This is a genomic window from Streptomyces aurantiacus JA 4570 (genome assembly GCF_000414115.1).
Lineage (GTDB): Bacteria > Actinomycetota > Actinomycetes > Streptomycetales > Streptomycetaceae > Streptomyces > Streptomyces aurantiacus_A.
In genome coordinates, this window is record NZ_AOPZ01000193.1 from 1 (window position 1) to 26,996 (window position 26,996).

The 26,996-nt window shown below is 72.6% G+C and carries 20 protein-coding genes; 6 read left to right on the top strand and 14 right to left on the bottom strand.

Features of this window, described 5'->3' with window-relative positions:
* Positions 1–248: 248 nt before the first annotated feature.
* The gene (locus STRAU_RS19440; RefSeq protein ID WP_016642077.1) at positions 249–1,256 is read right to left on the bottom strand and encodes a stage II sporulation protein M; all 1,008 of its coding nucleotides are present in this window, start codon (positions 1,254–1,256) and stop codon (positions 249–251) included.
* 133 nt (positions 1,257–1,389) lie between these two features.
* Here STRAU_RS19440 and STRAU_RS19445 point away from each other — a divergent pair, with 133 nt between their 5' ends.
* On the top strand, positions 1,390–2,394 hold the full coding sequence (locus STRAU_RS19445) for an RDD family protein (protein ID WP_016642078.1): 1,005 nt from the start codon (positions 1,390–1,392) through the stop codon (positions 2,392–2,394).
* A 76-nt stretch (positions 2,395–2,470) separates the two neighbouring features.
* Here the strand turns inward: STRAU_RS19445 and STRAU_RS19450 are convergent, their stop codons facing one another.
* Positions 2,471–3,094: a hypothetical protein gene (locus tag STRAU_RS19450; protein ID WP_016642079.1), complete on the bottom strand. Its 624-nt coding sequence runs from the start codon at positions 3,092–3,094 to the stop codon at positions 2,471–2,473.
* 317 nt (positions 3,095–3,411) lie between these two features.
* Positions 3,412–4,866: an adenosylhomocysteinase gene (gene ahcY / locus STRAU_RS19455; RefSeq protein ID WP_016642080.1), complete on the bottom strand. Its 1,455-nt coding sequence runs from the start codon at positions 4,864–4,866 to the stop codon at positions 3,412–3,414.
* Positions 4,867–5,234: 368 nt separating this feature from the next.
* Here ahcY and STRAU_RS19460 point away from each other — a divergent pair, with 368 nt between their 5' ends.
* Positions 5,235–7,367 (top strand): fructose-specific PTS transporter subunit EIIC, encoded by a 2,133-nt coding sequence (locus STRAU_RS19460; protein ID WP_016642082.1) that lies wholly within the window; start codon positions 5,235–5,237, stop codon positions 7,365–7,367.
* Between the two features lie 96 nt (positions 7,368–7,463).
* On the opposite strand, the gene STRAU_RS19465 is transcribed toward STRAU_RS19460, so the two are convergent.
* The 7 genes from STRAU_RS19465 to STRAU_RS19490 all read right to left on the bottom strand — a co-directional run bounded on the left by STRAU_RS19465 (position 7,464) and on the right by STRAU_RS19490 (position 15,539).
* Positions 7,464–8,441 (bottom strand): cation diffusion facilitator family transporter, encoded by a 978-nt coding sequence (locus STRAU_RS19465; RefSeq protein WP_037660476.1) that lies wholly within the window; start codon positions 8,439–8,441, stop codon positions 7,464–7,466.
* A gap of 106 nt (positions 8,442–8,547) precedes the next feature.
* On the bottom strand, positions 8,548–9,699 hold the full coding sequence (gene manA, locus STRAU_RS19470) for a mannose-6-phosphate isomerase, class I (protein ID WP_016642084.1): 1,152 nt from the start codon (positions 9,697–9,699) through the stop codon (positions 8,548–8,550).
* A gap of 127 nt (positions 9,700–9,826) precedes the next feature.
* Positions 9,827–11,119, bottom strand: coding sequence for an SIS domain-containing protein (locus STRAU_RS19475; RefSeq protein ID WP_016642085.1), 1,293 nt, complete (start codon positions 11,117–11,119; stop codon positions 9,827–9,829).
* A gap of 133 nt (positions 11,120–11,252) precedes the next feature.
* Entirely contained in the window at positions 11,253–11,429 is a 177-nt protein-coding gene (locus STRAU_RS41545) for a Trm112 family protein (protein ID WP_016642086.1), read from the bottom strand.
* Between the two features lie 377 nt (positions 11,430–11,806).
* Entirely contained in the window at positions 11,807–13,171 is a 1,365-nt protein-coding gene (locus tag STRAU_RS19480) for a phosphomannomutase/phosphoglucomutase (RefSeq protein WP_016642087.1), read from the bottom strand.
* A 113-nt stretch (positions 13,172–13,284) separates the two neighbouring features.
* Positions 13,285–14,901, bottom strand: coding sequence for an L-lactate permease (locus STRAU_RS19485; protein WP_016642088.1), 1,617 nt, complete (start codon positions 14,899–14,901; stop codon positions 13,285–13,287).
* A 212-nt stretch (positions 14,902–15,113) separates the two neighbouring features.
* Positions 15,114–15,539: a DUF3499 domain-containing protein gene (locus tag STRAU_RS19490; RefSeq protein ID WP_037660478.1), complete on the bottom strand. Its 426-nt coding sequence runs from the start codon at positions 15,537–15,539 to the stop codon at positions 15,114–15,116.
* 283 nt (positions 15,540–15,822) lie between these two features.
* Here STRAU_RS19490 and STRAU_RS19495 point away from each other — a divergent pair, with 283 nt between their 5' ends.
* Positions 15,823–16,290 carry a metallopeptidase family protein gene (locus STRAU_RS19495; protein WP_037660481.1) on the top strand — a complete coding sequence of 156 codons (468 nt, stop codon included), beginning with the start codon at positions 15,823–15,825 and terminating at the stop codon, positions 16,288–16,290.
* A gap of 166 nt (positions 16,291–16,456) precedes the next feature.
* Here the strand turns inward: STRAU_RS19495 and STRAU_RS19500 are convergent, their stop codons facing one another.
* The 3 genes from STRAU_RS19500 to STRAU_RS19510 all read right to left on the bottom strand — a co-directional run bounded on the left by STRAU_RS19500 (position 16,457) and on the right by STRAU_RS19510 (position 22,126).
* On the bottom strand, positions 16,457–17,950 hold the full coding sequence (locus STRAU_RS19500) for a DUF5719 family protein (RefSeq protein ID WP_016642091.1): 1,494 nt from the start codon (positions 17,948–17,950) through the stop codon (positions 16,457–16,459).
* Complete coding sequence (locus STRAU_RS19505; protein ID WP_037660484.1) at positions 17,947–21,672, bottom strand: glycosyltransferase family 2 protein; 3,726 nt, start codon at positions 21,670–21,672, stop codon at positions 17,947–17,949. Before STRAU_RS19505 ends, STRAU_RS19500 begins: the two co-directional genes overlap by 4 nt.
* A gap of 190 nt (positions 21,673–21,862) precedes the next feature.
* The gene (locus STRAU_RS19510) at positions 21,863–22,126 is read right to left on the bottom strand and encodes a WhiB family transcriptional regulator (RefSeq protein ID WP_016642094.1); all 264 of its coding nucleotides are present in this window, start codon (positions 22,124–22,126) and stop codon (positions 21,863–21,865) included.
* 719 nt (positions 22,127–22,845) lie between these two features.
* On the opposite strand from STRAU_RS19510, the gene STRAU_RS19515 reads away from it, so the two are divergent.
* The 3 genes from STRAU_RS19515 to STRAU_RS19525 all read left to right on the top strand — a co-directional run bounded on the left by STRAU_RS19515 (position 22,846) and on the right by STRAU_RS19525 (position 25,769).
* Positions 22,846–23,349: a cysteine dioxygenase gene (locus tag STRAU_RS19515; RefSeq protein ID WP_037660487.1), complete on the top strand. Its 504-nt coding sequence runs from the start codon at positions 22,846–22,848 to the stop codon at positions 23,347–23,349.
* Positions 23,350–23,382: 33 nt separating this feature from the next.
* On the top strand, positions 23,383–24,339 hold the full coding sequence (cofD, locus tag STRAU_RS19520; protein WP_016642096.1) for a 2-phospho-L-lactate transferase: 957 nt from the start codon (positions 23,383–23,385) through the stop codon (positions 24,337–24,339).
* 71 nt (positions 24,340–24,410) lie between these two features.
* Complete coding sequence (locus STRAU_RS19525; RefSeq protein ID WP_037660495.1) at positions 24,411–25,769, top strand: coenzyme F420-0:L-glutamate ligase; 1,359 nt, start codon at positions 24,411–24,413, stop codon at positions 25,767–25,769.
* Positions 25,770–25,914: 145 nt separating this feature from the next.
* Here STRAU_RS19525 and STRAU_RS19530 read toward each other — a convergent pair whose 3' ends face one another.
* Entirely contained in the window at positions 25,915–26,919 is a 1,005-nt protein-coding gene (locus STRAU_RS19530; protein WP_037660490.1) for a DNA-3-methyladenine glycosylase family protein, read from the bottom strand.
* Between the last annotated feature and the right edge of the window lie 77 nt (positions 26,920–26,996).

Genomic DNA, 26,996 nt, shown 5'->3' on the forward strand with positions numbered 1-26,996 from the left:
GAGGGCCTTTGCCTTTCGGCTGATCCGACTTTATCAGAAGTTTTCGGCCGGTCTTACCGGCTCAACATTCCGAGTGATCGGGATGGCTTCTCGATTAATGAAATTCAAGAAGCAGGCAGATGTTAACTGCCGCCGCTGGAGCTGTCCAGCTCTAGGCAACTGTTCGAATCTACCTCCCCAGTCCTGCCATGTCAATGACTTTTCTGGGGCGACGAGGAGACTAGCAGGTCAGACGCGTCGTGCGCACATCACGCCGCGGTGGGCACCGCGGCGCTCCGCTCGCCCTCGCCCACGTCGCCCGTCTCGCCGGCGCGCGCGGCTCGGCCGCCGAGGACGTAGACGTACACGAGGAACACCAGCTCGGCGGCGATGCCTATGCCGATGCGGCTCCAGGTGGGGAGGCCGGAGGGGGTGACGAAGCCTTCGATCGCGCCGGATATCAAGAGGACCAGTGCGAGGCCGATGGCCATGCCCAGGGCTGCTCGGCCTTCTTCGGCCATGGCTGTGCGGCGGGTGCGGGGGCCCGGGTCTATGAGGGTCCAGCCGAGGCGGAGGCCGGTACCGGCGGCTACGAAGACCGCGGTCAGCTCCAGAAGGCCGTGCGGGAGGACGAGGCCCAGGAAGGTGTCCAGGCGATCCGCGGAGGACATCAGGCCGATGCCGACGCCCAGGTTGAGCATGTTCTGGAAGAGGATCCAGATGACCGGGAGGCAGAGGAACGCGCCCAGGACCAGGCACATCGCCGCTGCTTGCGCGTTGTTCGTCCATACCTGGGCCGCGAAGGACGCCGCCGGATGGCTGGAGTAGTACGTCTCGTACCCGCCGCCGGGGCGGGTGAGGTCGCGCAGTTCGGAGGGCGCGGCTATGGAGGACTGGACTTCGGGGTGGGTGCCTATCCACCAGCCGAGTACGGCCGCCAGGGCGGTGGAGAGCAGCGCTGTGGGTACCCACCAGTGGCGGGAGCGGTAGACCGCCGCGGGGAAACCGTGTGTCAGGAAGCGAGTGGCGTCTCTCCAGGAGGCGCGGCGCGTGCCTGTCACGGCACTACGCGCGCGTGCCACCAGTTGCGTGAGGCGGCCGGTCAGCTGTGGGTCCGGGGCGCTGGACTGGATCAAGGAGAGGTGCGTGGCCGTGCGCTGATAGAGGACGACGAGTTCGTCGGCCTCGGGGCCGGTGAGACGGCGCTGGCGGCGCAGCAGGGCGTCCAGGCGGTCCCACTCCGCTCGGTGGGCGGACACGAAGACGTCGAGGTCCATCGGGTTGGCTGCTCCTCGGCTTCTCGTACGGCGGCTTGAGGACTGAGGCGGGCTACGGCGACTACACGGGCGCGATCCATTGTCAGCTTGGCAGACTGGCGGTTCAGGGGCGGCGACGGGAAGGGCGGCAGGCGTGAGTGAGCTGGTGACAGGCGAGGCGGTGGCGCTGGAGCTGCGTCCCGCGAAGCTGCCGAGCCGTGCGCTGGCCGTGCTCATCGACATGGTCGTGGCCTGGTCCGTCTATTTGGCGGTGACGCTGGGGCTGCTGGCGGCGGCCGGCTCGCTCGACGACGCGGCGGTCGCCGCCATCGCGGTGGGGACGTTCGTCCTGGTGCTCGTCGGGGTGCCGATCGCGGTGGAGACGCTCAGCCACGGGCGGTCGCTCGGGAAGCTCGCGTGCGGGCTGCGGGTGGTGCGGGACGACGGCGGACCGATCCGGTTCCGGCACGCGCTGGTGCGCGGGGCGGTCGGGGTCGTCGAGATTCTGCTGATGTTCGGGGTCGTCGCATGCATCGCGTCACTGGTGTCGGCGCGCGGGCGGCGGCTCGGGGACGTGTTCGCGGGGACCCTCGTCGTACGCGAGCGGGTGCCGACGGGGCGTATGGAGTATGTGCCCGCGCCGCCGCCGTGGCTCGTGGGGCGGTTCGCGGAGCTGGACCTGTCCGCGGTGCCGGACGGGCTGTGGCTGGCCATCCGCCAGTACCTGACGCGGATGGGGCAGTTGGATCCGCAGGTCGGCTGGGCCATGGCGGAGCGGCTCGCGGCCGATCTCGTGGCACGGACCGGGGCTCCGGCCCCGGAGGGCGTGCCTCCGGCGGCGTTCCTCGCCGCTGTCGTGCACGAGCGGCAGGCGCGTGAGGTGCGGCGGGCGTTCGGGGGGCCGGGCCGGCCCGGCGTGCAGGGGGAACCTTTCACCCCTCCGGGCATCACACCCGCCGCCCCGGCCACGTACGCCTCCTCGACCCCACCGGCACCATCACAGTCGCCCGGGCCCTCCCCCGGCCCCGGCGCGCCCGCTCCCGCGGCTCCCGCCCCACCAGCCCCACCAGCTCCGGCTTCCTCGCGCTCGGCGTCGGCGGCGCCGTCGGCGTCCGAGGAACCCCCTCGGCCCGCGACGGGATTCGTGCCGCCCGCGTAAGTGGCGTGAGCGCCTCTCAGCCCGCCTCAGCCGCTATCAGCGGCCATCAGGCGCCGTCCGCGGCCCTCCGCCGCCCTCAGTCCCCCGGGCCGAACGCCGACGGCGGCGACTCGAGGTTCTCGAGCTCGATGCCGGGCGCCGCGAGGACCACGTCGCCGGTGATGTGGACGGCGTGCTGCTCGCCCGTGTCCAGGGCTGTGACCTGGTATTCGTCCACGGTCAGAGGGCCGTTGTCAGTGGCGTGTGCTTCTCTTTTCAGCAGGGCCCAGGACTGGTCGAGGGTGCGGGGGGCGAGGACCGGGTCCGTGAAGGCGACCAGGCGGACGCTGGTCGCGGGGGAAGCGGGGGCGAGCCGCAGCAGCCGGGCGGTGGCGATGAGGAAGGCGGGGGATGTGCCGGTGAAGGCGTGAGCGGGGGCGTTGTTCTCGGTGGCGTGCGCGCCGGACGGGTCGGAGCGCACCCAGGTGACGCCGTCCAGGGCGGCGGCGCGCACCTGCCAGCCGGAGGCGTGCAGTTCGAGACGGAGAGGGCGGCCGAGTTCGTCGAGGGTCAGGTCGACGGAGCCCGAGTGGTCGCCCGAGGGGGTGGTGCGCTGGGCGACATAGCGCCAGCCGGAAGGGCCTGGCGCGCACTGGAAGTGTTCTTCACCGAGGGGGGTGTGATCGTGCGGATCGTGAAGCGAATACCGGCCGCGGGGCATGGTGCGTGGTCCTTGTCGGGGGACGTGTGGTCCTGGTCGCGGGACGTGGAGCGGGGCTTCCTGGCGGAGAGCCGGCCGCCGAGGGCCTGACGCGGGCGAGGGTACGAGATGGCCGCCGAGGGCGTGGGATGGCCAGGGCCGGGCCTGGGGCATACCGCTGCCGGGGCCCTGGGGCGGACCGCTGCCGGTTCGGCGCCACGGCCACAGGCCCCCGCCCCGGTGGGCGAGGGCCTGCTGAAGGCGCACTGCCGGGCGGCCGGCGTGCGTGACCGGGCCCCGCGTCGGGGGCCTGGTCACGACGACGGCCGGGGCCGGGATCAGTAGCGGTAGTGGTCCGACTTGTACGGGCCCTCGACCTTGACTCCGATGTACGACGCCTGCTCCGGGGTGAGCGTCGTCAGCTTCACGCCGAGCGAGTCCAGGTGCAGGCGGGCGACCTTCTCGTCGAGGTGCTTGGGAAGCACGTAGACGTCGGTCGGGTACTCGTCGGGCTTGGTGAACAGCTCGATCTGGGCCAGCGTCTGGTCCGCGAACGAGTTGGACATCACGAAGGACGGGTGTCCGGTCGCGTTGCCCAGGTTCAGCAGGCGGCCCTCGGAGAGGACGATGAGGACCTTGCCGTCGGGGTGCGTCCAGGTGTGGACCTGCGGCTTGACCTCGTCCTTGACGATGCCCGGGATCTTCGCGAGGCCGGCCATGTCGATCTCGTTGTCGAAGTGGCCGATGTTGCCCACGATCGCCTGGTGCTTCATCTTGGCCATGTCCGAGGCCATGATGATGTCCTTGTTGCCGGTCGTGGTGATGAAGATGTCGGCCGTCTCGACGACCTCGTCGAGCGTCGTGACCTGGTAGCCGTCCATCGCGGCCTGCAGGGCGCAGATCGGGTCGATCTCGGTGATGATCACGCGGGCGCCCTGGCCGCGCAGGGACTCCGCGCAGCCCTTGCCCACGTCGCCATAGCCGCAGATGACCGCGGTCTTGCCGCCGATGAGGACGTCCGTGGCGCGGTTGATGCCGTCGACGAGCGAGTGGCGGCAGCCGTACTTGTTGTCGAACTTCGACTTGGTGACGGCGTCGTTGACGTTGATCGCCGGGAACAGGAGCTGCCCGTCGCGCTGCATCTCGTACAGGCGGTGGACGCCGGTCGTGGTCTCCTCGGTGACGCCGCGGATCTCCGAGGCGAGCTGGGTCCACTTCTGCGGGTTCTCACCCAGCGTGCGGTTCAGGACCTGGAGGATGACGCGGTGCTCGTCGTTCTCGGCGGTCTCCACGGCGGGGACCTTGCCGTCCTTCTCGTACTGGACGCCCAGGTGGACGAGCATGGTGGCGTCGCCGCCGTCGTCCAGGATCATGTTCGGGCCGCCGGTGGGCGTGTTCGGCCAGGTCAGGGCCTGCTCCGTGCACCACCAGTACTCCTCCAGGGTCTCGCCCTTCCAGGCGAAGACCGGGATGCCCTGGGGGTTGTCCGGCGTCCCCTTCGGGCCGACCGCGATGGCCGCGGCGGCGTGGTCCTGGGTCGAGAAGATGTTGCAGGAGACCCAGCGGACGTCGGCGCCGAGGGCGACCAGGGTCTCGATGAGGACGGCGGTCTGCACGGTCATGTGCAGCGAGCCCATGATGCGGGCGCCGGCGAGCGGCTGGCTGGCGGCGAATTCCTTGCGGATCGCCATCAGGCCGGGCATCTCGTGCTCGGCGAGGGTGATCTCCTTACGCCCGAACTCGGCGAGGGAGAGGTCGGCGACCTTGAAGTCTTGGCCGTTGACGGCAGTCATTCTGAGCTGCTCCTCGTGGTAGATCGAGGGTGGGCATGGCTGACCTGCGGCGTCGGGGCACAGAGATGCACCGGCGCACGCAGTGCAGTCCGTCGGAGGCCCTCTCTCCCTCGGCCGGTCCAGGAGCGGACCGCCCGACCGCCATCAGCAGCGACGTCTGGCACTGTCACGAATCTACACCGATTGGCGCAGCGAGCCCCAGCCCGCCCCCTCTCGGACTGTGGCCGAATCGAGCACTGAACAAAGGTCGTGAGACCCGCCTGAACCGGGACCTTTGCGCTTTGGCAGCTGTCCTCGTCTGTTGCAGGATGCCTGGAGATCGGGAACATGTGCGCGATCGTGTTTGGCCAAGGTGTTAGGAGACCCACGTGACCAGTCCGGCCGACCCCCCGGCAGGCGGGGACCCCAGCGGGCGGAAGCGGCTGAAGCTGCTCGCGGTGACCGCCTGCCCGACGGGCATCGCCCACACGTACATGGCGGCGGAGAAGCTCCAGCAGGCCGCCGACGGTCGGGGCATCGACATGAAGGTGGAGACGCAGGGCTCCATCGGGGCCGAAAATGTACTGACTGACAACGATGTCAGAGACGCCGACGGCATCATCGTCGCGGCCGACAAGGACGTCGATCTGGCGCGGTTCGCGGGCAAGCGCGTGCTGTCCGTCGGGGTGTCCGAGGGCATCAGCAACCCGGAGCGGCTGATCGAGCAGGTGCAGAGCGCGCCGGTGCACGGCGGTGGCTCGGGCGGTGGCGCGCAGTCGGCGGCCGGCGGCGGGGGTGCGGGCGGCGGCCGGGAGCGGAGTGTCGCGTACAAGGCGCTGATGAACGGCGTCTCGTACATGATCCCGTTCGTCGTGGTCGGTGGGCTGCTGATCGCGATCTCGCTGTCGCTGGGCGGGCACACCGACCCCAAGGGCGGGCTCGTCATCCCCGACGACTCGTTCTGGATGCATGTGAATCAGATCGGGGTCATCGGGTTCACGCTGATGGTGCCGATCCTGTCGGGGTACATCGCGTACGCGATCGGGGACCGGCCGGCGCTGGTGCCGGGCATGATCGGCGGGTGGATCGCCAACACCGGTGAGCTGTACGACTCCGAGGCGGGGGCGGGCTTCATCGGGGCGATCGTGACCGGGTTCCTGGCCGGGTATCTGGTGCTGTGGATCAAGAAGGTCAGGGTTCCGAAGTTCGCCCAGCCGATCATGCCGATCATCGTGATCCCGATCATCGCGACCAGTGCGCTCGGTCTTTTCTTCATCTACGTCATCGGCAAGCCGATCTCGTGGGTGTTCGAGCATCTGACGGACTGGCTCAGCGGGATGACGGGGACGAGCGCGATTCTGCTCGGCGCGATCCTGGGGCTGATGATCGCGTTCGACATGGGCGGGCCGGTCAACAAGACCGCGTTCCTGTTCGGCGCGGGGCTCATCGCGACCGGCAATCAGACGGTCATGGGCATGTGCGCGGCCGCGATTCCCGTGATGCCGCTCGGCCAGGGTCTGGCCACGCTGATCCGCAAGCGGCTCTACAGCGAGCAGGAGCGGGAGACCGGGCTCGCGGCCTTGTTCATGGGCATGTTCGGGATCTCGGAGGGTGCGATCCCGTTCGCGGCGGCGCGGCCCGCGCAGGTCATTCCGGCCAACATGCTCGGTGGTGCGGTGGCCGGTGCGATCGCGGGGCTCGCGAGCGTGGAGGACGCGGTGCCGCACGGCGGGCCGATCGTCGCGGTGCTCGGGGCGATCGGCGGCGTACCGATGTTCTTCGTGGCGGTGGCCGTCGGCACCGTCGTCACGGCGCTCGCGACCGTGACGCTGGTGGACATCAGCGAGCGGCGGCGGCGCGGTGAGCCGCTGGTCGGCGGGTCCGGTGGGCCGGGTGGGGCCGGGCCGGTGCTCGCCGGAGTCGGCGCCGGGGCCGGAACCGGAGCCGGGGCGGCCGTCGCGGGCGGTGGCGTCGGCTCGGGGGCGGGGCAGAAGTCCCCCGCCGCGCCCGCCCCTTCGGCGTCCTCACCCGCGGAACCGTCGGCCGACGCCGCGGCCCCCGGTGACGAGGTCCTCTCCGGGTATCTGACCGAGCAGACCGTCAAGGTCCAGCTCGCGGCCGACGAGAAGGAGGCCGCGATCCGGGAGATGGCCGGGCTGCTCGCGCGGACCGGCAAGGTCGCCGACGTGGAGGAGCTGGTGCGGACCGCGCTGCGGCGCGAGGCGCAGGGCACCACCGGCCTGGGCGAGGAGATCGCGATCCCGCACGCCAAGACGGACGCGGTGACGGCCCCGGTCGTCGGCTTCGCGCGGTCCGCCGAGGGCATCGAGTGGGGTTCGCTCGACGGTACGAAGGCCAAGCTGATCTTCATGATCTCCGTGCCGGAGGCGGCCGCGGGGGACGAGCATCTGCGGATCCTCGCGCTGCTCTCGCGGAAGTTGATGGATCCCGGGTTCCGGGAGCGGTTGGAGGCCGCGCCGGACGGGGCGGCGATCCTGGAGGTGCTGCGCGAGGTCCGGTGACCCGGACTTCGTACGCCGAGACCCCGTGACGTACGTTACGCCGAGGGCCCCGCACCACACAGGTGCGGGGCCCTCGGCGTACGGGAAGTACGAAGGTCAGTGGCCCGTCTCCGGCGGGGTGCCGCCCGGGGACCTCGCCGGGTTCGTGCCCGCGGCGGCCGCCTCCTCGCTGTATATGTCCGGCTCGAGGTAGATGACGCGGGCGATGGGGACGGCCGCGCGGATGCGGTCCTCGGCGGCGTTGATCGCGTCGGCGATCTCGCGGGCCGTGTCGTCGTGCTGGACGGCGATCTTGGCGGCGACGAGGAGTTCCTCGGGGCCGAGGTGCAGCGTACGCATGTGGATCACGCCGGTGACGGTGTCGCCGTCGACCAGCGCCTGCTCGATCTTCTCGACCTCTTCGGTGCCCGCGGCCTCACCGAGGAGCAGCGACTTGGTCTCGGCCGCGAGGACGATCGCGATGACGATGAGCAGGACACCGATGCACAGCGTGCCGATGCCGTCCCACACGCCGTCGCCGGTGGCGAGCGCGAGGCCGACGCCGCCGAGCGCCAGGACCAGGCCGACGAGCGCGCCGAGGTCCTCCAGGAGCACGACCGGCAGCTCGGGCGCCTTGGCGCGGCGCACGAACTGCGTCCAGGTGAGCTTGCCGCGCAGGGCGTTGGACTCCTTGATGGCCGTACGGAAGGAGAACGACTCCGCGATGATCGCGAAGACCAGGACGCCGACCGGCCAGTACCAGTGCTCGATCTCGTGCGGGTGCTTGATCTTCTCGTAGCCCTCGTAGATGGCGAACATGCCGCCGACCGAGAAGAGCACGATGGAGACCAGGAACGCGTAGATGTAGCGCTCGCGGCCGTACCCGAAGGGGTGTTGCGGGGTCGCCTCGCGCTGGGCCTTCTTGCCGCCGACGAGCAGCAGGCCCTGGTTGCCGGAGTCGGCGAGGGAGTGCACGCTCTCGGCGAGCATCGACGACGAGCCGCTGAAGAGGAACGCCACGAACTTCGCCACCGCGATCGCGAGATTGGCGGCGAGTGCCGCCACGATCGCCTTTGTTCCGCCTGACGCACTCATGTGTGCCCGATGTCCCTTCGCCTTGCGTCACTGCTCTTCGCCCGGGCGCTGCTTTGCCCGGCCTTTGCGGTGGGTCATTGTTGCAGCACCAGAGACGCCCGGTGGGTCAGGCCACCACAGTGGCGCGGAAAAGCGTGCCGGTTCCGGACACTTCGGCCTTTTCGCCCGCGGGGACGAAGGCGGACTGTCCGGGCGTCAGGGCGATGTCGCCCGCGCGGACCGCGCCGGCCGTGCAGAGCAGGATCTGCGGGGTCCCGGTGGTGAGGTCGTGCGCGGCGCCGCCCTCGGGCAGGACAAGGCGGGAGAGGCGGAACTCGTCGATCGGCGTTTCGTAGACCTCCTCGCCGTCGGGCGACGCCTCGGGGCGCAGCACGCCGGGGTCGGTGGCCTCGAAGCGGACGACGCGCAGGAGTTCGGGTACGTCGACGTGCTTCGGCGTCAGGCCGCAGCGCAGCACGTTGTCCGAGTTGGCCATGATCTCCACGCCCAGACCGTCGAGGTAGGCGTGCGGGACGCCGGCGCCGAGGAACATCGCCTCGCCGGGCTGGAGTCGGACGTGATTGAGCAGCATGGCCGCGATGACGCCCGGGTCGCCGGGGTAGTGCCGGGCGACGGCGGCGTACGGGGCGTAGGCGCCCCCGAGGCGTTCGGCGGCGGCCGCGGCCTCGGTGACGGTCTTCGCCATGTCGTCGGGGTCGGCGGTGAGCACGGCCGTCAGGACCTCGCGCAGGGCGGCCTCTTCGGGCTTGGCGTGCAGCAGGTCGACGTACGGCTTGAGGGAGTCGACGCCCAGGCCCGCGAGCAGCTCGGCGGCCTCGGCGGGCGCGCGGAAACCGCACAGTCCGTCGAAGGGCGTGAGCGCGCAGATCAGTTCGGGCTTGTGGTTGGCGTCCTTGTAGTTGCGGTGCGGGGCGTCGATGGGGACGCCGCGGCGCTCCTCGTCCTCGTACCCCTCCTTGGCCTCTTCCAGGTTCGGGTGCACCTGGAGGGAGAGGGGGGCGCCCGCGGCGAGGATCTTGAGCAGGAACGGCAGGCGCGGGCCGAACTTGGCGACGGCGCGCGGGCCCAGCTCGCGCGCCGGGTCCTCGTCGATCACCTCGTTGAGCGGGCCGCGCTCGGTGCGCGACGGCGCGCCCGGGTGGGCGCCCATCCACATCTCGGCCTGCGGCTCGCCGGTCGGCTCGACGCCGAGGAGCTCCGCGATGGCGGTGGTGGAGCCCCAGGCGTAGGGGCGGACGGTGTTGGTGAGGCGGTCCACGGAGGGGGTCTCCCTTACGGGTACGGGCACGTACGGGGGTTCGGCGCTGCGGCTGTGATCGCTGCGGTCGCGATCTCTGCAGCTGTGATCGCTGCTGCCGCAGTCGCTGCGGTCATGAACGCTGCGGTCATGATCGGTCCCCGGAGGCGAGCGCCAGGTAAACGGCCGCGAAATCCGTGATGGCGATCAGCTCGGCGAGGCGCTCCAGGTCGCCGCCGTCGGCCGGTTCCAGCTCGCTGAGCGGGGTGCCGTGGCTGTGCACGAGGTCACGGGCGGCGGGCGCGGCGGTCAGGCCCCCGGCGTCGGCGGGGTGCTCCCTGAGCAGGACGACGCGGGCGCGCAGCGCGGCCGGTTCCTCGACGCGGTCGCGGAAGAAGTCGTCGCTGTCGCTGCCGCCGACGGGTCCGCCCGCGAGGAGCGTGGCGTGCGCGGGCAGCGCCTCGGGCAGTTCGGCGGCGAGCGCGGCGTGGCCCGCGAGTTCGGCGAGGGCGGCGGCGAAGCGGCGGCCCGCCATGCCCGCGCTCTGGCCCTCGGACCAGATCAGGGGCAGCGACTCGGAGAGCTCGACGGCGAGGGTCTTCGCGGGATTGCTGTACGTCGCGATGGCCGGGCCGCACCGCTCGGCGACGCTGTCCAGGCGGTCGGCGACCTTCTGGAGCGTCTCGACGGGGGCGGCGATGAGTCCGGTGCGGTCGAGGAGGACGAGCAGGGGCGTGAGCAGGGCCCACAGGGTGCCGGGGGCGGCTGCGGGGGCTTCGGGCTCGTCGTTGTGGGGGTGGTGCGGAGGGGTGAGGGGGGCGCGTTCGGGCGGGGCCTGGTCTTGCGGGGCGGGGTCGCTCGGGCTGGGGTCGCTCGGAGTGGGGGCGCTCGGGTTGGCGTCCGCCGGTGCGGAGAGGTCGCTGCGCGCCGTCTCGTACGCCGCCGCGGGCGACGTGGCCATCGGGACCGTCAGGCCGTGCGAGCCCTCCACGCTCTCGGCCAGCGGCGAGCGGGGCGGGGCCACGGCGACGACGGTGCAGCCGCGGCGGTACGCCTGCTCGGCGAGGAGGGTCAGGCCGGGCTCGGAGCCGTCCGGGGTGACGATGAGCAGCAGGTCGACGGGGCCCGCCCAGCCGGGCAGGGCCCAGCGCAGGGCGCCGGCGGCGGGGGCCACGCCGGTGGGGGCGAGGCGGACGACGGGGCAGGCGGTGCCCGCGAGCGTGCCGATGAGGTCGGCGACGCCGGTCGCGGCGGTGCCCGGGCCCGCGATCAGGACGGCGCGGGGGCGGCCGTCCGGCTTGAGCTCCGTGAGGCCGGACTCCGTGGCGTGCCGGACCGCCGTCCGCACGCGGGCGCCCGCTTCGGCGGCGCCGCGCAGCAGGTCGTGCAGGTCGGCCCGGGCCAGGGCCTCGGGGGCGTCCAGGAGCGACTCGTCGAGCATGGGGGGTCGGCCTCCGATCGCCGCGCGCGGCGGGTGGCGGGCTGGGTGGTCGTACGGTGTGCCGGTCGCGGCGTCGTACGGTGCGCGTCTTCGATCGTTACTCGGGTCGGTGGGCCTCGTCGACCCATCGTTGTCACGCGGGGCGGCGGGCCTCGTCGACCAGGAGGACGGGGATGCCGTCGCGGACCGGGTAGGCCAGGGCGCACTCCGTCTTCTCCGCCGTGCAGACCAGCTCGGTGTCCGTCTCCTTGAGGGGGGCGTGGCAGGCCGGGCAGGCGAGGATCTCCAGGAGGCCGGCTTCGAGCGGCATGTGCGGGTCCCTTCGGGGTGGGTGGGCCTTTTGTGGCCTGGTCAGCGTACCGCTGGCCGGGGGCCTTGGGCGGGGTCTGGGCCGGGGCTTCGCCCCGGATGCCCCGGCGTGGGGGGGCGCTTCGTCTTCGGGCGCGGCCCGGTGGGCGTTTGTGCCCACCCGTTCCGCCGTGCGGAACGCCTGCCCACAAACGCGAGGCGGATGGTCAGGTGCCCGCACAACACCCGCCCACAAACGCGAGGCGGATGGCCGGGGGCCCGCACAAACGCGAGGCGGATGGCCGGGTGCCCGCAGAACACCCCGCCCACAAACGCCAGGCAGGTGGCCGGGTGCCCGCAGAACGCCTGCGCGTAAACGTCGGCCGGGCGTACGGGCCCTCAGCCCCGGATGATCGCCAGTGCCTCGTCCCGTACCGTCGTCATGCCCTTCTCGTCGCGGGCCTCCACGTTCAGGCGGAGGAGGGGTTCCGTGTTCGAGGCGCGGACGTTGAACCACCAGTCGGTGGCCGTGACCGTGAGGCCGTCGAGTTCGTCGATGGTGACGCCGTCGCGGCCTTCGTACGCGGCGCGGATCGCGGCGAGGCGGGCCGTCTGGTCGGCCACGGTGGAGTTGATCTCGCCGGAGCCCGCGTAGCGGTCGTACTGCGCGACCAGGCCGGACAGCGGGCCGTCCTGGCCGCCGAGGGCCGCGAGGACGTGCAGCGCGGCCAGCATGCCGGTGTCCGCGTTCCAGAAGTCGCGGAAGTAGTAGTGCGCGGAGTGCTCGCCGCCGAAGATCGCGCCGGTCTTGGCCATCTCCTCCTTGATGAAGGAGTGGCCCACGCGCGTGCGCACGGGCGTGCCGCCGTTCTCGCGGACGACCTCGGGGACGGACCAGGAGGTGATCAGGTTGTGGATGACGGTGCCGGAGCCGCCGTGCTTGCCGAGCTCGCGCGAGGCGACGAGTGCGGTGATCGCGGACGGGGAGACCGGCGCGCCGTTCTCGTCGACGACGAAGCAGCGGTCGGCGTCGCCGTCGAAGGCGATGCCGAGGTCGGCGCCCTCCTCGCGCACCCGCTTCTGCAGGTCGACGATGTTGGCCGGGTCCAGCGGGTTGGCCTCGTGGTTGGGGAAGGTGCCGTCGAGCTCGAAGTACATCGGTACGAGGGTCAACGGGAGTCCCTCGAAGACGGTGGGGACCGTGTGGCCGCCCATGCCGTTGCCCGCGTCGACGACGACCTTCAGGGGGCGGATCGAGGTGAGGTCCACCAGGGAGCGCAGGTGCGCGGCGTAGTCCTTGAGGGTGTCGCGGCGCGTGAGCGTGCCGGGCGTCGCCGTCGACTTCGGGGCGCCCTCGTCCGACCAGCGCTCCACGAGTGCGCGGATGTCCGCGAGGCCGGTGTCCTGGCCGACCGGGGCGGCGCCCGCGCGGCACATCTTGATGCCGTTGTACTGCGCCGGGTTGTGCGAGGCCGTGAACATCGCGCCCGGCAGGTTCAGCGCGCCCGAGGCGTAGTAGAGCTGGTCCGTCGAGCACAGGCCGATCTCCGTGACGTCGACGCCGAGCGCCGCCGCCCCGCGCGCGAAGGCGCCGGACAGGCCGGGCGAGGAGGGCCGCATGTCGTGCCCGACGACGATCGCGTCCGCGCCGGTCACCCGGGCGAAGGCGGCGCCGAACAGTTCCGCCAGTGACTCGTCCCACTGGTCCGGGACCACCCCGCGCACGTCGTACGCCTTCACGAGCTGGGACAGATCAGCAGTCACGGCCAACCCTCTCTGCAAGGTTCTGGGAGCTCGGCAAGCCCTCGTCGGTGGCAACAAACTACCCGCAACGCCGAACCCGAAGCCGCGTCAGGGCAGCATCCGCCCGAGGACCGTCACGGCAGCATCCAGCCGAGGACCGCCGTGCTCTGGCCGACCACGATGAGGCACATCACCAGGAGCAGCCCGAGGCTCCAGGGCAGCACCTTGCGCAGCAGGTCGCCCTCCTTGCCCGCGAGCCCGACGGCGGCGCACGCGATCGTCAGGTTCTGCGGGGAGATCATCTTGCCGAGGACGCCGCCCGAACTGTTCGCGGCGGCGAGGAGTTCGGGCGAGAGCCCCGACTGTTCGGCGGCCGTCACCTGGAGCGAGCCGAACAGCGCGTTGGCGGAGGTGTCCGAGCCGGAGACGGCGACACCGAACCAGCCGAGCACCGGTGACAGGAAGGCGAGGCCCGACCCGGCGTCGGCCACGAAGTGCCCGATGGTGGCGGCCTGTCCGGACAGATTCATGACGTACGCGAGCGCCAGGACGCTGGTCACGGTGAGGATCGCGAACCGCAGCTCGTGCACGGTCGCCACCCACTCGCGCACCGCCACGCGCGCGTGGACGCCGAGTACGGCCGCGGTGCCGACGCCCGCGAGCAGCACGAGCGTGCCGCCGGTGGACACCAGCGGCAGCGAGAAGACGTTGCCGCCGACGGGGTCGCCCGCGGGGTCGCCGACGTTCAGGAAGGGCCAGTCGAAGGTGCGGGTCGCCTCGGCGAGGAAGTCCTTCACGGGCGGGATCTGCGCGATCGAGAAGATCACGACGATGAGGGCGTACGGGGCGTAGGCGCGCAGCACGTCCGCGCGCGGGTCGTCGTGGTCCAGGTCTTCGCTGCGTACGCCGGTCAGGACCGCGGCCCGGACGGGCTCGGCGGCGGGCTTGCGGGCGCCCGGCACCGCGACGAGCGCGCCCGCGCCGGCCAACGCGGCACCGATGTCGGCGAGTTGCGCGGAGACGTAGTTGGAGGCCGCGAACTGCGCGGCGGCGAAGGCGAATCCGCAGGCCACGGCGGGCAGCCAGGTCTCGCGAAGGCCGCGTCGGCCGTCCACGAGGGCGACCAGGAGCAGCGGCACGACCAGGGCGAGCAGCGGTGTCTGGCGGCCGACGACGGTGGCGACGGTGTCCAGCGGGATGCCGGTGACCTGGGCGAGCGTCACCACGGGGGTGCCCATGGCGCCGAAGGCCACGGGCGCGGTGTTGGCGACGAGGGCGACGACGGCCGCGCGCACCGGGTCGAAGCCGAGCGCGACCAGCATCACCGAGCAGATCGCGACCGGCGCGCCGAAGCCGGCGAGCGCTTCCAGGAGCGCGCCGAAGCAGAAGGCGACGACGAGCGCCTGGATGCGCGGGTCGTCGGAGAGCCGCCCGAAGGAGCGGCGCAGGATGTCGAAGTGCCGGGTGCGGACGGTCATCCGGTACACCCACAGGGCGTTGACGACGATCCACAGGATGGGGAAGAGCCCGAAGACGGCGCCCTGGGCGGCGCTGGAGGCGGTCTGGCCGAGCGGCATGCCGTACGCGAGCCAGGCGACGCAGACGGCGACCGCGAGGCCGATGAGGCCCGCCCGGTGGGCCTTCATGCGGACGGCGCCGAGGAGGACGAGGACCGTGAGCAGGGGCAGGGTGGCGACGAGGGCGGACAGGCCGAGCGAGTCGGCTACGGGCTCCAGTTCCTGGATGAACACAGGGGCCTCCCCGGACGTGCCGTGACACGGCAGCACAGATCTCTTCCGTGATGCGGAAAGCGATCTCTCACGACTGGGAGGAATGGTCGTGTCCGCGCCAACGGCCCGTCAATGGGGCGTGCGGGGTGGGTTGTTCAAGGGTGAATGACGGGTCTCTACGGAGGCGGCGCCCATCCCTACGGAGACGTCGCCCATCCCTGCGGAGGCTCCGTTCAGGACTCCGGCGAGCGCAGCACCCGTAGGTGGCCGCGGCGCGCGACCTCCATCGGGTCGGCTCCCCGCACCCCGCTCCCGCCGGCCTCCGCCGCCCGCTCCTGCGGCCGCGCGGCCTCCCGCACGGCGTTGGCGAGCGCTTCCAGGTCGTCGCCGCTGGGCCGGGACGGGCCCGAGCCGTCGGCGAGGCGGACGACCTCCCAGCCGCGCGGCGCGGTGAGGCGCTCGGAGTGCTCGGCGCACAGGTCGTAGCAGTGGGGTTCGGCGTACGTGGCGAGGGGGCCGAGGACCGCGGTCGAGTCGGCGTAGACGTACGTCAGCGTCGCGACGGCGGGACGGCCGCAAGCGGTGCGCGAACAGCGACGTACAGGGCTCACGACGTTGGACGGTACCGCACTCTTGAGCGGGCCGCGACGACTCTCCACGAGGTCACTCCCCCGTGTCGTGCCGTGATCCCACGCACAGGGCCGTCCGTGGGCGCGCCGCTGACCTGCGAGGACGCAAGGGGTCAGAGGGGCGGGTGGTGTTGAACGCGGTCACCACCCGGTACAAATCCTGCCAATCGGCGCGAGATCGACGGTCCTGGAGAGATACACAATCGAGCCCAAGCTTGGCTGGAATGGTCAGGAAGCGACATGCCGTGCTCCGTGCGGAACATGTCGCGCTCCGTACGGAAAGGGCGATCTCGAGGACTACGCTTCCCCAGTGATGGACGACCCCGTACCGCCCCGCTCCACCGAGCCGAGGCCCCGCCGCCGCGACCGCCACGGCAGGGGCATGCGCGGCCCCGTTGCGCCTCCCCAGGTGCCGCTCTCCGCCAGCCGCGCGGAAGCCTTCACGGACCTTGTGCAGGACTCCGTGGAGCGGCTCGAGCGGCGCTGGCCGCAGCTCACCGAGATCGACTTCCTGGTGCTCGACGTTCCGCCCACCTCCGGTGGGAGTGGTGCGGCCGGTGCGGACGACGACTGGGGGGCCGGGACCGTGCCGCTCGGCGGGACGATCACGGCCTCCGAGGGGCGGCCCGCCCGGGTCGTCATCTACCGGCGGCCCGTCGAGATCCGCACCAAGGGGCGTGACGAGCGGGCCGCGCTGGTCCACGAAGTGGTCGTGGAGCAGGTTGCCGAGTTGCTCGGGCTTTCTCCGGAGTCGGTGGATCCGCGGTACGGGGAGGACTGAGGTCTGGGGGCCCTGCGGGGCTTTCCCCAGTCCCGCCCCTTCCCGAAACCGGGGGCTCCGCCCCCGGACCCCCGTTGTCGCCGCTTCGCGGCTCCCCCTCCTCAAACGCCGGACGGGCTGAAACTTCGCCGCGCGGGCTGAGAAGTCGCCGGAACAGGCAGCACCGCTACTTCTGCAGGACCTCCAGGTCCTGCTTCGCCTCCGGCACAGAAACCGTCCCCCGGTCGTCCGGCAAGGTCTGGATCGTGAACATGGGGATGCCGTTCTCGGGGAGTTCCAGGGTGCGGGCGGCGTGGACCGGGCCGCCGGACTGGGGCTCCAGGGTGAGGGCGTAGGCGCCCTTGAGTCCGGACGGGACCGGGGGGTCCACGGAGAAGGTCGTGCCGCCCTTGACGGTGTACGTCTTCGTGACGGGGTCCCCCGCCTCCGTGCCGGGCGACGCGGTGACCTTCACGCGGGCCGTGCTCCCGGGGGCCACCAGGGAGAGCGTGGAGCCCTTGGCGCGGTTGTCGGCGGCGGTGGCGCGGGTGCCGACCGGGGCGGTCGCCGGGATGAACGCCGTCTCCTGCTTGTCGCCCTTGCCGCGCGTGACACGCAGTGCGGCGACCACCGGGACATCCTTCTCCGTGGGCGTCAGGAGCAGCGAGCCGGCCTCGCCCTTGGTGACGTCGCCGAGGTCGACGGCGGCCGTCATGCCGGACTTGACGTGCAGCGTCTCGTGCCCGGCCGGGGTGATCGGGCCCGTCGGCGAGGCGAGCCGCACCTTCAGGTCGGCGTCGTCGGCGCCGGGCGCGAAGGCGACCAGGCGCACCGATGTGGCGTCCTCGGGGATGCCGGGCAGGACCAGGCGGGAGGTCGGGTCGGTGGACGCGGGCAGCCAGTCGCCGCCGAGCTTGTCGTCCGAGGAGTGCACGGCGGCGGCCACCCGCCCGCTGCGCGCGACGACGTGCAGCGTGAGGTTGGTCTGCGGCTTGCCGGCGAGCGTGGACAGCAGCACGGGGACGCTGGAGCGCGGCTGGATCTGGATGGACTTGCCGACGTCGGATTTGACGGTGCCGTCGCGCCCGTACAGCTCGACGTCCACGACGGCGGCCGAGTCGTCGGGGTTGGTCAGGTGGATGTAGTCGTTGCGGCCCTTCGCGGTGCTGGCGCCCGGGAACCAGAAGTCGGTGTCCGGGGCCGTGCAGTTGGCGCCCTGGACACCACGCCCGGCGCCCGCGCTGACCGTGGTGGTCTGCTGGACGGCCCAGCCGGGCGCGAGGGCACCGTCGGCGCTGCCGACGAGCGCGGGCGCGTCCGCGCCGGACTCCTCCGCGGCCACGGGCTTGCCCGGTGCCTTCTGGGACAGGAACGGCTTGATGTCCTTCGGCTTGCCCTTGCCGCCCTGGGGCGCGTCCGTCAGCTCCTTGGGGGCGGGCAGCAGTTCGGCCTTGCCGCCGCTCCCCGCGCTCCCGGAGGAGGGCGTGAACGCCGTGTAGCTCGTCTCGGCGAGGTCCGACGTGCTGGGCTCGGGGCACAGCAGGCTGGTGCGCTCCACGGGCAGCCGCTTCGCCTCCTTCGCGCCGTCGCCGCCGCCGTCGGGGGCGTTGACCGAGGCGAAGCCGGTGACGGCGGCCAGGGCGGCCGCGACGGCGATCAGGGACACGGTGGTGCGGTTCACTGCTGGCTCCCGTCGGGGCGCTCACTGCCGGTGCCGGGCGGGGGCTGCCGCGGCATCGGCGGGGGCTGCTGGGCGTAGGAGGCGTCCTGCTGGTAGGCGGCGTCCGCCGGGTCGTACGGCTGCCCGTAGCCCTGCTGCTCGCCGCCGTACGACCCTCCGTAGGCGTACGGGTCGTACTGACCGCTCTGGGGCGATCCCGCCTGATACGGATCGGCCTGGTACGGCTGCTCGTAGGAGCCGTACCGACCGCCCTCGTAGGGCTGTTCGCCGCCGTACGTGCCGTAGTCGGCGCCGCCCGCCGGGGCGGACGTCTGCCACTCGTCGTACGCGGGGGCCTGCTGGGGCTGGGGCGGGACCGCGCCGAGGCCGCCCTCCTCGCCGGATGCGGCCGCCGACTGGCCGTCCTGCGCGGCCTGTTCGCCCTGCGCCCGCAGCCTGCGCGCCCTGCGGCCCTCGCCCGCGACCGCCTGGGCGGGCACCACGGGCTCCTCGGGCAGGTCGTCGTCGACGTCGCGGCGGCGGCCCGGCAGCGCGAGGACCACCAGGACGACGGCGAGCGCGCCCTGCGCCCACAGCCACCCCGTGTGGCCCGCCGGCGGTTCGTACGTGACGTCCAGGCGGCCGCCGGTCGCGGGCAGTTCGAAGCCCTGCGCCCAGCCGTCCACGGTGGTGCGGGTCAGGGCGCGGCCGTCCAGGGTGGCCGTCCAGCCCGGGGCGGCCGAGTCGGCCAGGCGCAGGACGCGGCCTTCCTTGCCGTCGGGGATCTTCGTGTGCACCTCGACCGGGCCCGCGGCGACCGGCTCGGGGTCGCCGGACCTCGGCACCACGGCCGCGCGCGCGACCTGCCGGTCCACGCGCCACAGGGCGCTGCCGTCCTCCTGGCTGAGCCGGGTCAGGCCGGGGGTCGCGTCGAGGGTGCGGCTCATCTGGCGGGGGGCTCCGTCGCGTACGAGGACGTAGCGCACCGCGTAGCCGCCGAGCTGGTCGGCCTGGTCGGCGCCGGAGCCCGCGAGGAGCCGGGCCACGATCCGGTCGAGCCGCCCGTCCGTGCCGTCGGCGGCGGCGAGTTCGGCGTCCCCGAGCCGCGCGCCCGAGCCGCGGACGAGTGTGTACGACACCTCTGCGGCCGACGCGCTGTCCAGGACCAGCGTGCGGGCCTGGTCCTGGGTGCCGCTCTCCTCGGCGACGAACGCGGGCACCTGCACCGGGTCGCGCCGCTCCAGCGGGCCGTCGGCGCCGCCGATCATCCACCCGGCGGCGGCGAGCAGCGGTCCCGCGGCCGCGGCGAACGCGATCAGCGCCGCCACCGGCTGGCGCCAGCCGAAGCTCTGCTCGGCGACACGCGCGCGTGCCCCGTCGGCGCCGAGCGCGGCGGCGGCGAGCAGCGCGATGCCGTACGCGAGCGTGGCCGGGCCCGCCCACGCCGAGCCGTTCGACAGGGCGGCGAAGACCAGCGCCACGAGCGCGACGGCCCAGGCGGTGCGGACCGCCGCCTGCCGCTCGCCGCGCAGCAGCGCCCCGAGCGCCGCGAGGACGACGCCGATGAGGAGCAGACCGCTGACCGTGCCGGGGCCGCCGGGGCTGGCGCCGAGCAGGTCGAGGGCCGACGCGGCCCCCGTGCCGTACTCGAGACCGGCCTCCTTGAAGAAGCCGAACGGCAGCAGCGTGAGCGACCACGGCGCGAGGAGCAGCAGCGGCGTGCCGAGCGCGGCGAGGAACCGCAGGCCGTAGGCGGCGATGTCACGGCGGCGCACCGCGAGCAGCGCGACGCCGAGCACCAGCGCGATCGGCCACACGATCGGCGTGAAGGCGGTCGTGATCGTCAGGAGCAGCGCGTACGCCCAGGTGGCGCGCCAGCTTCCGCGCGCGCCGTCCGCGGCGGCGAGGCCGCTCGCCGCGACGCCCGCGCGCGCGATGAGCGGCAGCAGGATCGCGAGGACGGCGGTGCCGACGCGCCCGCCCGCGAGCGCGCCCGTGGCGGCGGGCAGGAAGGCGTACGCCACGGACGCCCACGCGCGCAGCAGGCGCGATTCGACGAGCGGCCGGGACGCGAAGTACGCGGCGAAGCCCGCGAGCGGCACCGAGCCGACGAGCAGCACGGTGACGGCGAGCCCGGTGGAGCCGAACAGCAGGGTCGACAGGAGGCCGAGGACCGCCAGGTACGGAGGTGCCGCTTCGGTGCCGCCGATGCCCACCGGATGCCAGCCGTCGAGATAGCGCGACCAGAGCCCGGAGGCGTCGGCGGGCGCGGGCAGCAGCGCCCCGCCCGCGAGCGCGCCCCCGCCGAGCAGTGCTCTACAGGCGATCAACGCGGCGAACAGCAGCACTACGAAGAGCACAGGGCCGGGCTTGCGGGCGACGCGCTTGAGGCGGGCGAACTGCTCGATCTCCAGGAAGTCGGCGTCGTCGCCGCCCGGTCCCGACTCGACGGCGCCGTGCCGTCCCGCCGAGGAGACCTCGGGGTCGGAGCGGCCGACGAGGTTGCTCGCGACCTGTTCGACGGTGGCGCGCACCGTGGCGCCGGGGGGCGGGAACAGCGGCCGCATCTCGGCCGCGTCGGCCACCGGCCTGCCGCGCTTCTTGCGGCCGGCGAGGATCCGCTCGGGCCGCAGCAACGTGCCGAAGAGACCGGCGACTTCGTCGAGGGCCTGTCCGGGGGCCTTGCCGACGAGGTAGGCGAGGGTGCGCAGGACCGTGCCGACGACCAGCCGCACGAAGACCCAGGGCAGCAGCGCCGTGCGGGAGTTGACGAGGAGGGTGTACGCCGCGCCGGCCTTGTCCACGCGGTGCGGCGAGGTGGCCGTGCGGCCCACGCAGTCCACGGTGCGGCGCTCGCGCGAGGATGCCTCGGCGTGCCGCACGACGGCGTCGGGGGCGACCATGACGCGGTGTCCGGCCGCGTGCGCGCGCCAGCACAGGTCGACGTCGTCGCGCATCAGGGGCAGGCGCCGGTCGAAGCCGCCGAGCCGCTCGAAGACCTCGCGCCGGATCAGCATGCCGGCGGTGGACACGCACAGGACGGGCCGCACGTGGTCGTGCTGGCCCTGGTCCTGCTCGCGGCGGTCCAGGCCCGTCCAGCGGCGTCCGGAGTGGGCGATGGAGACGCCGACTTCGAGGAGCTGCCTGCGGTCGTACCACCCGCGGAGCTTGGGGCCGACGATCGCGACCTCGTGGCCCGCCTCGCGCTCCATCTCCACGGCGCGCAGCAGTTCGGCGAGGGCGCCGGGCTCGGGCGCGCAGTCGTCGTGCAGGAGCCACAGCCACTGCTCGGGCTCGCCGTGCGGGAGCTCCGGCATGTCGTACGCCTCGTCGCGCCAGGTGCGGCTGACGGGGTCCCAGCCGCTGGGGCGCTTGAGATACGGCAGGTCCTCGGGGGTGAGCACGGCAGCCGTGCGGACCGCTTCCTCGACGGCGGTGCCGAAGCCGGAGCGGCGGGCCAGGTGCAGCACGCGGTCGGGGCCGAGGGCCTCGGTGAGCAGCCGGGCGGAGTCGTCCGCGCTGCCGGTGTCGGCCGCGATCGCGTTCTGTACGGGACGGTCCTGGCCGAGCAGTCCGGCGACCGCGTCGGGCAGCCAGCGGGCACCGTCGTGGGAGACGAGCACGGCGGTCACGACATGGCGCGGGAACTCGGGTGGGCTTGCCGGATCGAACCCGGCCGCGCGGGACGGGTCGAACCCGGCGGCAGCGCCTTCGTGGCCTGCCTGGTGGCTGTGCACGGACATCGAGGTACGGGCCCCGGTTCGCTGGACTGCGGTGGACGCCCGCGCCCCCTGGGGACGCCCTGGCATCTCGGACGGGGCCCCACACTAACGGCTGGCACCACAACAGCCCGCCGCCTGTGGATAACCCTTGGGCGACGGGCTGTTCGTTGCGCAGCGTTACGGGGGATGTGTGCGGTTTGAAGGGCAGCGGTCACACGGCGGCCTTCTTCAGGCGGCGGCGCTCACGCTCCGACAGGCCGCCCCAGATGCCGAAGCGTTCGTCGTTCGCAAGCGCGTACTCAAGGCATTCGGAGCGGACCTCGCAGGCGAGGCAGACCTTCTTGGCCTCGCGGGTGGATCCGCCCTTCTCCGGAAAGAAGGACTCGGGGTCGGTCTGGGCGCACAGTGCGCGCTCCTGCCAGCCGAGTTCCTCGTCCGCGTCCTCGACCAGCAGTTCCTGAACCAGCTCGGTCATGTGCGCCCCTCGTCTGTCTTTACGTCCCCGTGATGCTGCCGTTACCGATTTCGGCTGAACGACACGAGTGAAATTACAAGTGCGCCGATCCGGGCCAGTCAAGCCGAGATCTGCTATTGGGCCCCTTATTCACTCTGCGGAACCAAGGCTTTGCGGAAAGTGTTCAAATCTACCTAAATCGTGACACTCTCCAGCGGCCCATCCGACGCCCGCTCCGTCATGAGCACTCAATGACAGGGACGTCACGACACTCACTCCCGTTGCATCGGACGTCACCGAAGCGAACCGGATCACATTCGGGTCACAGGATCACAACGGCGTCCGAGCGCCGGTTGACGCGCCGGTTGACGCGCCCGTGAGCGCCGGTTGGTGCGGCTTGTGTCCCGGCAGTCGACTGCACAAACCTTTCGCCGCACAGGGGAACCGGATGAGGTGAAACATGGTCCACATTTCGGACATAGAGTTGACACCAGGGGTGTGAGCCGCTGTCCTGGTGGGCATGCTCGCGAACTTGGCGCTTTCCGTGACCCGCACCGCCGGGTCTTCCGGTGCTGCCCCCGCGCGCTGTCGCTGTATCTGTACGTGCACGTGTTCCAGCTGTTGAGGCGACCCGCCTCCGGCTGTTGAACGACCCCCTGTCGTACGTCTCTCCGTACGGCTTCGTACGCCCCCTTTTCCTGCGACACCCCAGCACTCACACGTTGAGGAACCACCGCACCATGAACAGCGACAGCGACCTCCAGATCGCCGGCGACATCCTCGAAGTACCGCACCTCCTCCAGCCCGCGCGCGAGCACCCCGTCACCGTGGCCGAGTTCGCGGGCCTCGCCCGCGCCATCGCCGCCGACCGCTCCCAGTGGGAACACCTCGTCGAGTACGACGCGACCAGCCGCTGGTACCACCGCCTGCGCACCGGGCCCGGCTACGAGGTGTGGCTCCTGTCGTGGGTGCCCGGACAGGGGAGCGGGCGGCACGACCACGGGCGCTCCAGCGGCGTACTCACGCTCCTGGAGGGCGAACTGACGGAACGTACGGAGCGCGGCACACGCGCCCTCGGCGCCGGCGCGCAGCGCGTCTTCGCGCCCGGGTACGTCCACGAGGTCGTCAACGACTCCCTGGAGCCGGCCGTGAGCCTGCACGTCTACTACCCCGGCCTGACCGAAATGCCGATGCACACCGCCCGCTGCGAGGCCCGCGCGCCGCAGGATCCCGTGACCGCCTGACACGATGTCGTACCCGCCTGCGATGCTGGGCGCATGCGCATTGTGGTTCTGGCCGGCGGCATCGGCGGCGCCCGTTTCCTCCGCGGCCTCAAGAAGACCGCGCCCGACGCGGCGATCACGGTCATCGGCAACACCGGTGACGACATCCACCTGTTCGGCCTGAAGGTCTGCCCCGACCTGGACACGGTGATGTACACACTCGGCGGCGGCATCAACGAGGAACAGGGCTGGGGGCGGGCCGACGAGACCTTCAAGGTCAAGGAGGAGCTCGCCGCGTACGGCGTCGGACCCGGCTGGTTCGGCCTCGGCGACCGGGACTTCGCCACGCACATCGTGCGCACGCAGATGCTCGCGGCCGGCTATCCGCTCAGCGCCGTCACCGAGGCGCTGTGCGAGCGCTGGCAGCCCGGCGTGCGGCTCCTCCCCATGTCCGACGACCGCGTCGAGACGCATGTCGCCGTCGAAGTCGACGGCGAGCGCAAGGCCGTGCACTTCCAGGAGTACTGGGTGCGGCTGCGGGCCTCCGTCGACGCGCACGCCATCGTGCCCGTGGGCGCCGAACAGGCCAAGCCCGCGCCCGGCGTCCTGGAAGCCATCGCCGAGGCGGACGTCGTGCTCTTCCCGCCGTCCAACCCCGTCGTGAGCGTCGGCACGATCCTCGCCGTGCCCGGCATCCGCGAGGCCATCGCCGACGCCGGGGTCCCCGTCGTCGGCCTCTCCCCCATCGTCGGCGACGCGCCCGTGCGCGGCATGGCCGACAAGGTGCTCGCCGCCGTCGGCGTCGAGACCACCGCCGCCGCGGTCGCCGAGCACTACGGAAGCGGGCTCCTGGACGGCTGGCTCGTCGACACGGTCGATGCGGGCACCGTCGAACGCGTCGAGACGGCCGGCATCCGGTGCCGCGCGATACCGCTCCTGATGACCGACGAGGACGCCGCCGCGACGATGGCACGCGAAGCACTGACGCTGGCGGAGGAGGTACGGGCGTGAGCCAGGCCGAAGGCGGTTCCGGTACGGCCGCGGGCGAGGGTTCCGTCTTCGGGGCGGGGGCGCCTTCGGGCGTGGAGCGGCCCGGCGGGGTGCCCGCGTTCCGGGTGTGGGCCGTGGGCGGGATGCCCGAGGTGCGGCGCGGGGACGACCTCGCCAAGCTGATCGCCGCCGCCGAGCCCGGGCTCGCCGACGGGGACGTCGTGCTCGTCACCTCGAAGATCGTCAGCAAGGCCGAGGGGCGCGTCGTCGCCGCGGCCGACCGGGAAGCGGCGATCGACGCGGAGACCGTACGCGTCGTGGCCCGGCGCGGCACGCTGCGTATCGTCGAGAACCGGCAGGGACTCGTGATGGCCGCCGCCGGGGTCGACGCCTCCAACACCCCCGCCGGGACTGTCCTGTTGCTCCCCGAGGACCCCGACGCGTCCGCCCGCACCATCCGTGAAGGGCTGCGCGCCGCACTCGGCGTCGACGTCGGCGTGCTCGTCACCGACACCTTCGGGCGGCCCTGGCGCGAAGGGCTCACGGACGTCGCCATCGGCGCCGCCGGCGTACAGGTCCTCGACGACCTGCGCGGCGGCGTGGACGCGTACGGCAACCCGCTGAGCGCCACCGTCGTCGCCACCGCCGACGAACTCGCCGCCGCGGGGGACCTCGTGAAGGGCAAGGCCGCGGGGCTGCCGGTCGCGGTGGTGCGGGGGCTCGGGCATGTTGTCGCGCGGGGCGCGGCGGGGCCCGGCGCGGCGGGGCCTGATGCCGAGGACCGCGGGGCGCGGGACCTGGTGCGGGACGCCCGCAACGACATGTTCCGGCTCGGTACGTCCGAGGCGGTGCGGGAAGCGCTGTCGCTGCGGCGGACCGTGCGGGAGTTCACCGACGAGCCCGTCGACCCCGGCGCCGTGCGGCGGGCCGTCGCCCGGGCCGTCGCCGCCGCCGTCACCGCGCCCGCGCCGCACCACACGACTCCCTGGCGGTTCGTGCTGCTCGAGTCGGCCGACTCACGGGTGCGGCTGCTCGACGCCATGCGGGACGCGTGGGTCGCCGACCTGCGGCGGGACGGGAAGTCCGAGGAGTCGATCGCCCGGCGGGTGCGGCGCGGGGACGTGCTGCGCAACGCGCCCTGTCTCGTGGTGCCCTGTCTTGTGATGGACGGAGCCCATACGTACGGGGACGCGCGGCGGGACGGGGCCGAGCGGGAGATGTTCGTCGTCGCCGCCGGGGCCGGGGTGCAGAACCTTCTCGTGGCGCTGGCCGGGGAGCGGCTGGGGTCCGCCTGGGTTTCGTCGACCATGTTCTGTCGGGACGTGGTGCGGGACGTTCTTGGGCTGCCGCGGGAGTGGGATCCGATGGGGGCCGTTGCGGTGGGGCATCCGGCTTCGGCTCCGGCGGGGCGGGTGGGGCGTGTGGTGGAGGAGTTTGTGGTGGTGCGGTAGGGGCCCTGCGGGGCTTTCCCCAGTCCCGCCCCTTCCCTTTGCGGCTCCGCCTCGCGGGGGGGGGGGGCTCCGCCCCCGGACCCCCGCTATCGGCCTGGACGGCCTCGTCCTCAAACGCCGGACGGGCTGAAATGGCCGGCTGGGATTACAGCGCGGCGATGTTGGCTACCGGCATGCGTGGCTGGCGGCGCGGTGGGGTGTGGCCGCTTAGGAGGATCAGGCGGGCCGCCCGGTGGCGTTGGCCCTCGTAGGGGGACAGGAGTTCCAGCATGCGGGCGTCGTCGGCGGTGCGGTCGCCTGCCAGGGCGTAGCCGACGATGCCCGGCAGGTGGAGGTCGCCGACCGTCACCTCGTCGGGGGCGCCGTTGCTGCGCTGGACCGTTTCCGCGGAGGTCCAGGGGCCGATTCCGGGGATCAGTTCCAGGCGCGCCCTGGCCGCCACGGGGTCCATCGCCGCCGCCTCCTCCAGGCGCGGCGCCACCCGGGCCGCCCGCAGGATCGTGGACGCGCGCTTGTTGTCCACGCCCGCCTTGTGCCACTCCCAGGACGGGATGCGCGACCACGTACGCGGATCCGGCATGACGTACATGCGGGCCTGTGCGGGGGTCGGGCCGGGGGCCGGTTCGCCGTACTTGCGGACCAGGAGGCGCCAGGCGCGGTACGCCTCGTCCGTCGTGACCTTCTGCTCCAGGATCGACGGGATCAGGGACTCCATGACCAGACCCGTGCGCAGCAGGCGCAGGCCCTGGCGGCGGCGTTCGGTGTGCGCCAGCAGGCGGTGGCGGGGCGTGAACGCCGTCGGGTCGTCCTCTGCGCCGAGGAGCTGCGGGAGGCGGTCCAGGAGCCAGGGCGCGCCCTCGCCCCAGGCTTCCGCCTCCGCGGCGCCCCCGCGCAGCGCCACGCGGAGGGTGGCCGGGCCCTGCGGGGTGCGGGTGGCTCGCCAGATCGAGCCGTCGGGGGTGGTGCGGAAGGTGGGGTCCGCGGGGCCCCTGCGGAGGGGGCCGAGGGTGAGGCTCAGGTTCAGGGGGGTGGGTGGCGTGTAGGTGCGGGTTGCTGCCGCGGTGTTCTGGCGGGGGACGCCTCGTGGGATCGCTGTTTCGCCGCCGCGCACGGTGGCGCGCGTGGGGCGCGGGGCGAATCGGGACGACATCCGTCGAGGGTACGGCTTGTGCCCGCGCGGGGCGCCCCAGTCCCACCCCTTCCCGAACCTGGGGGCTCCGCCCCCAG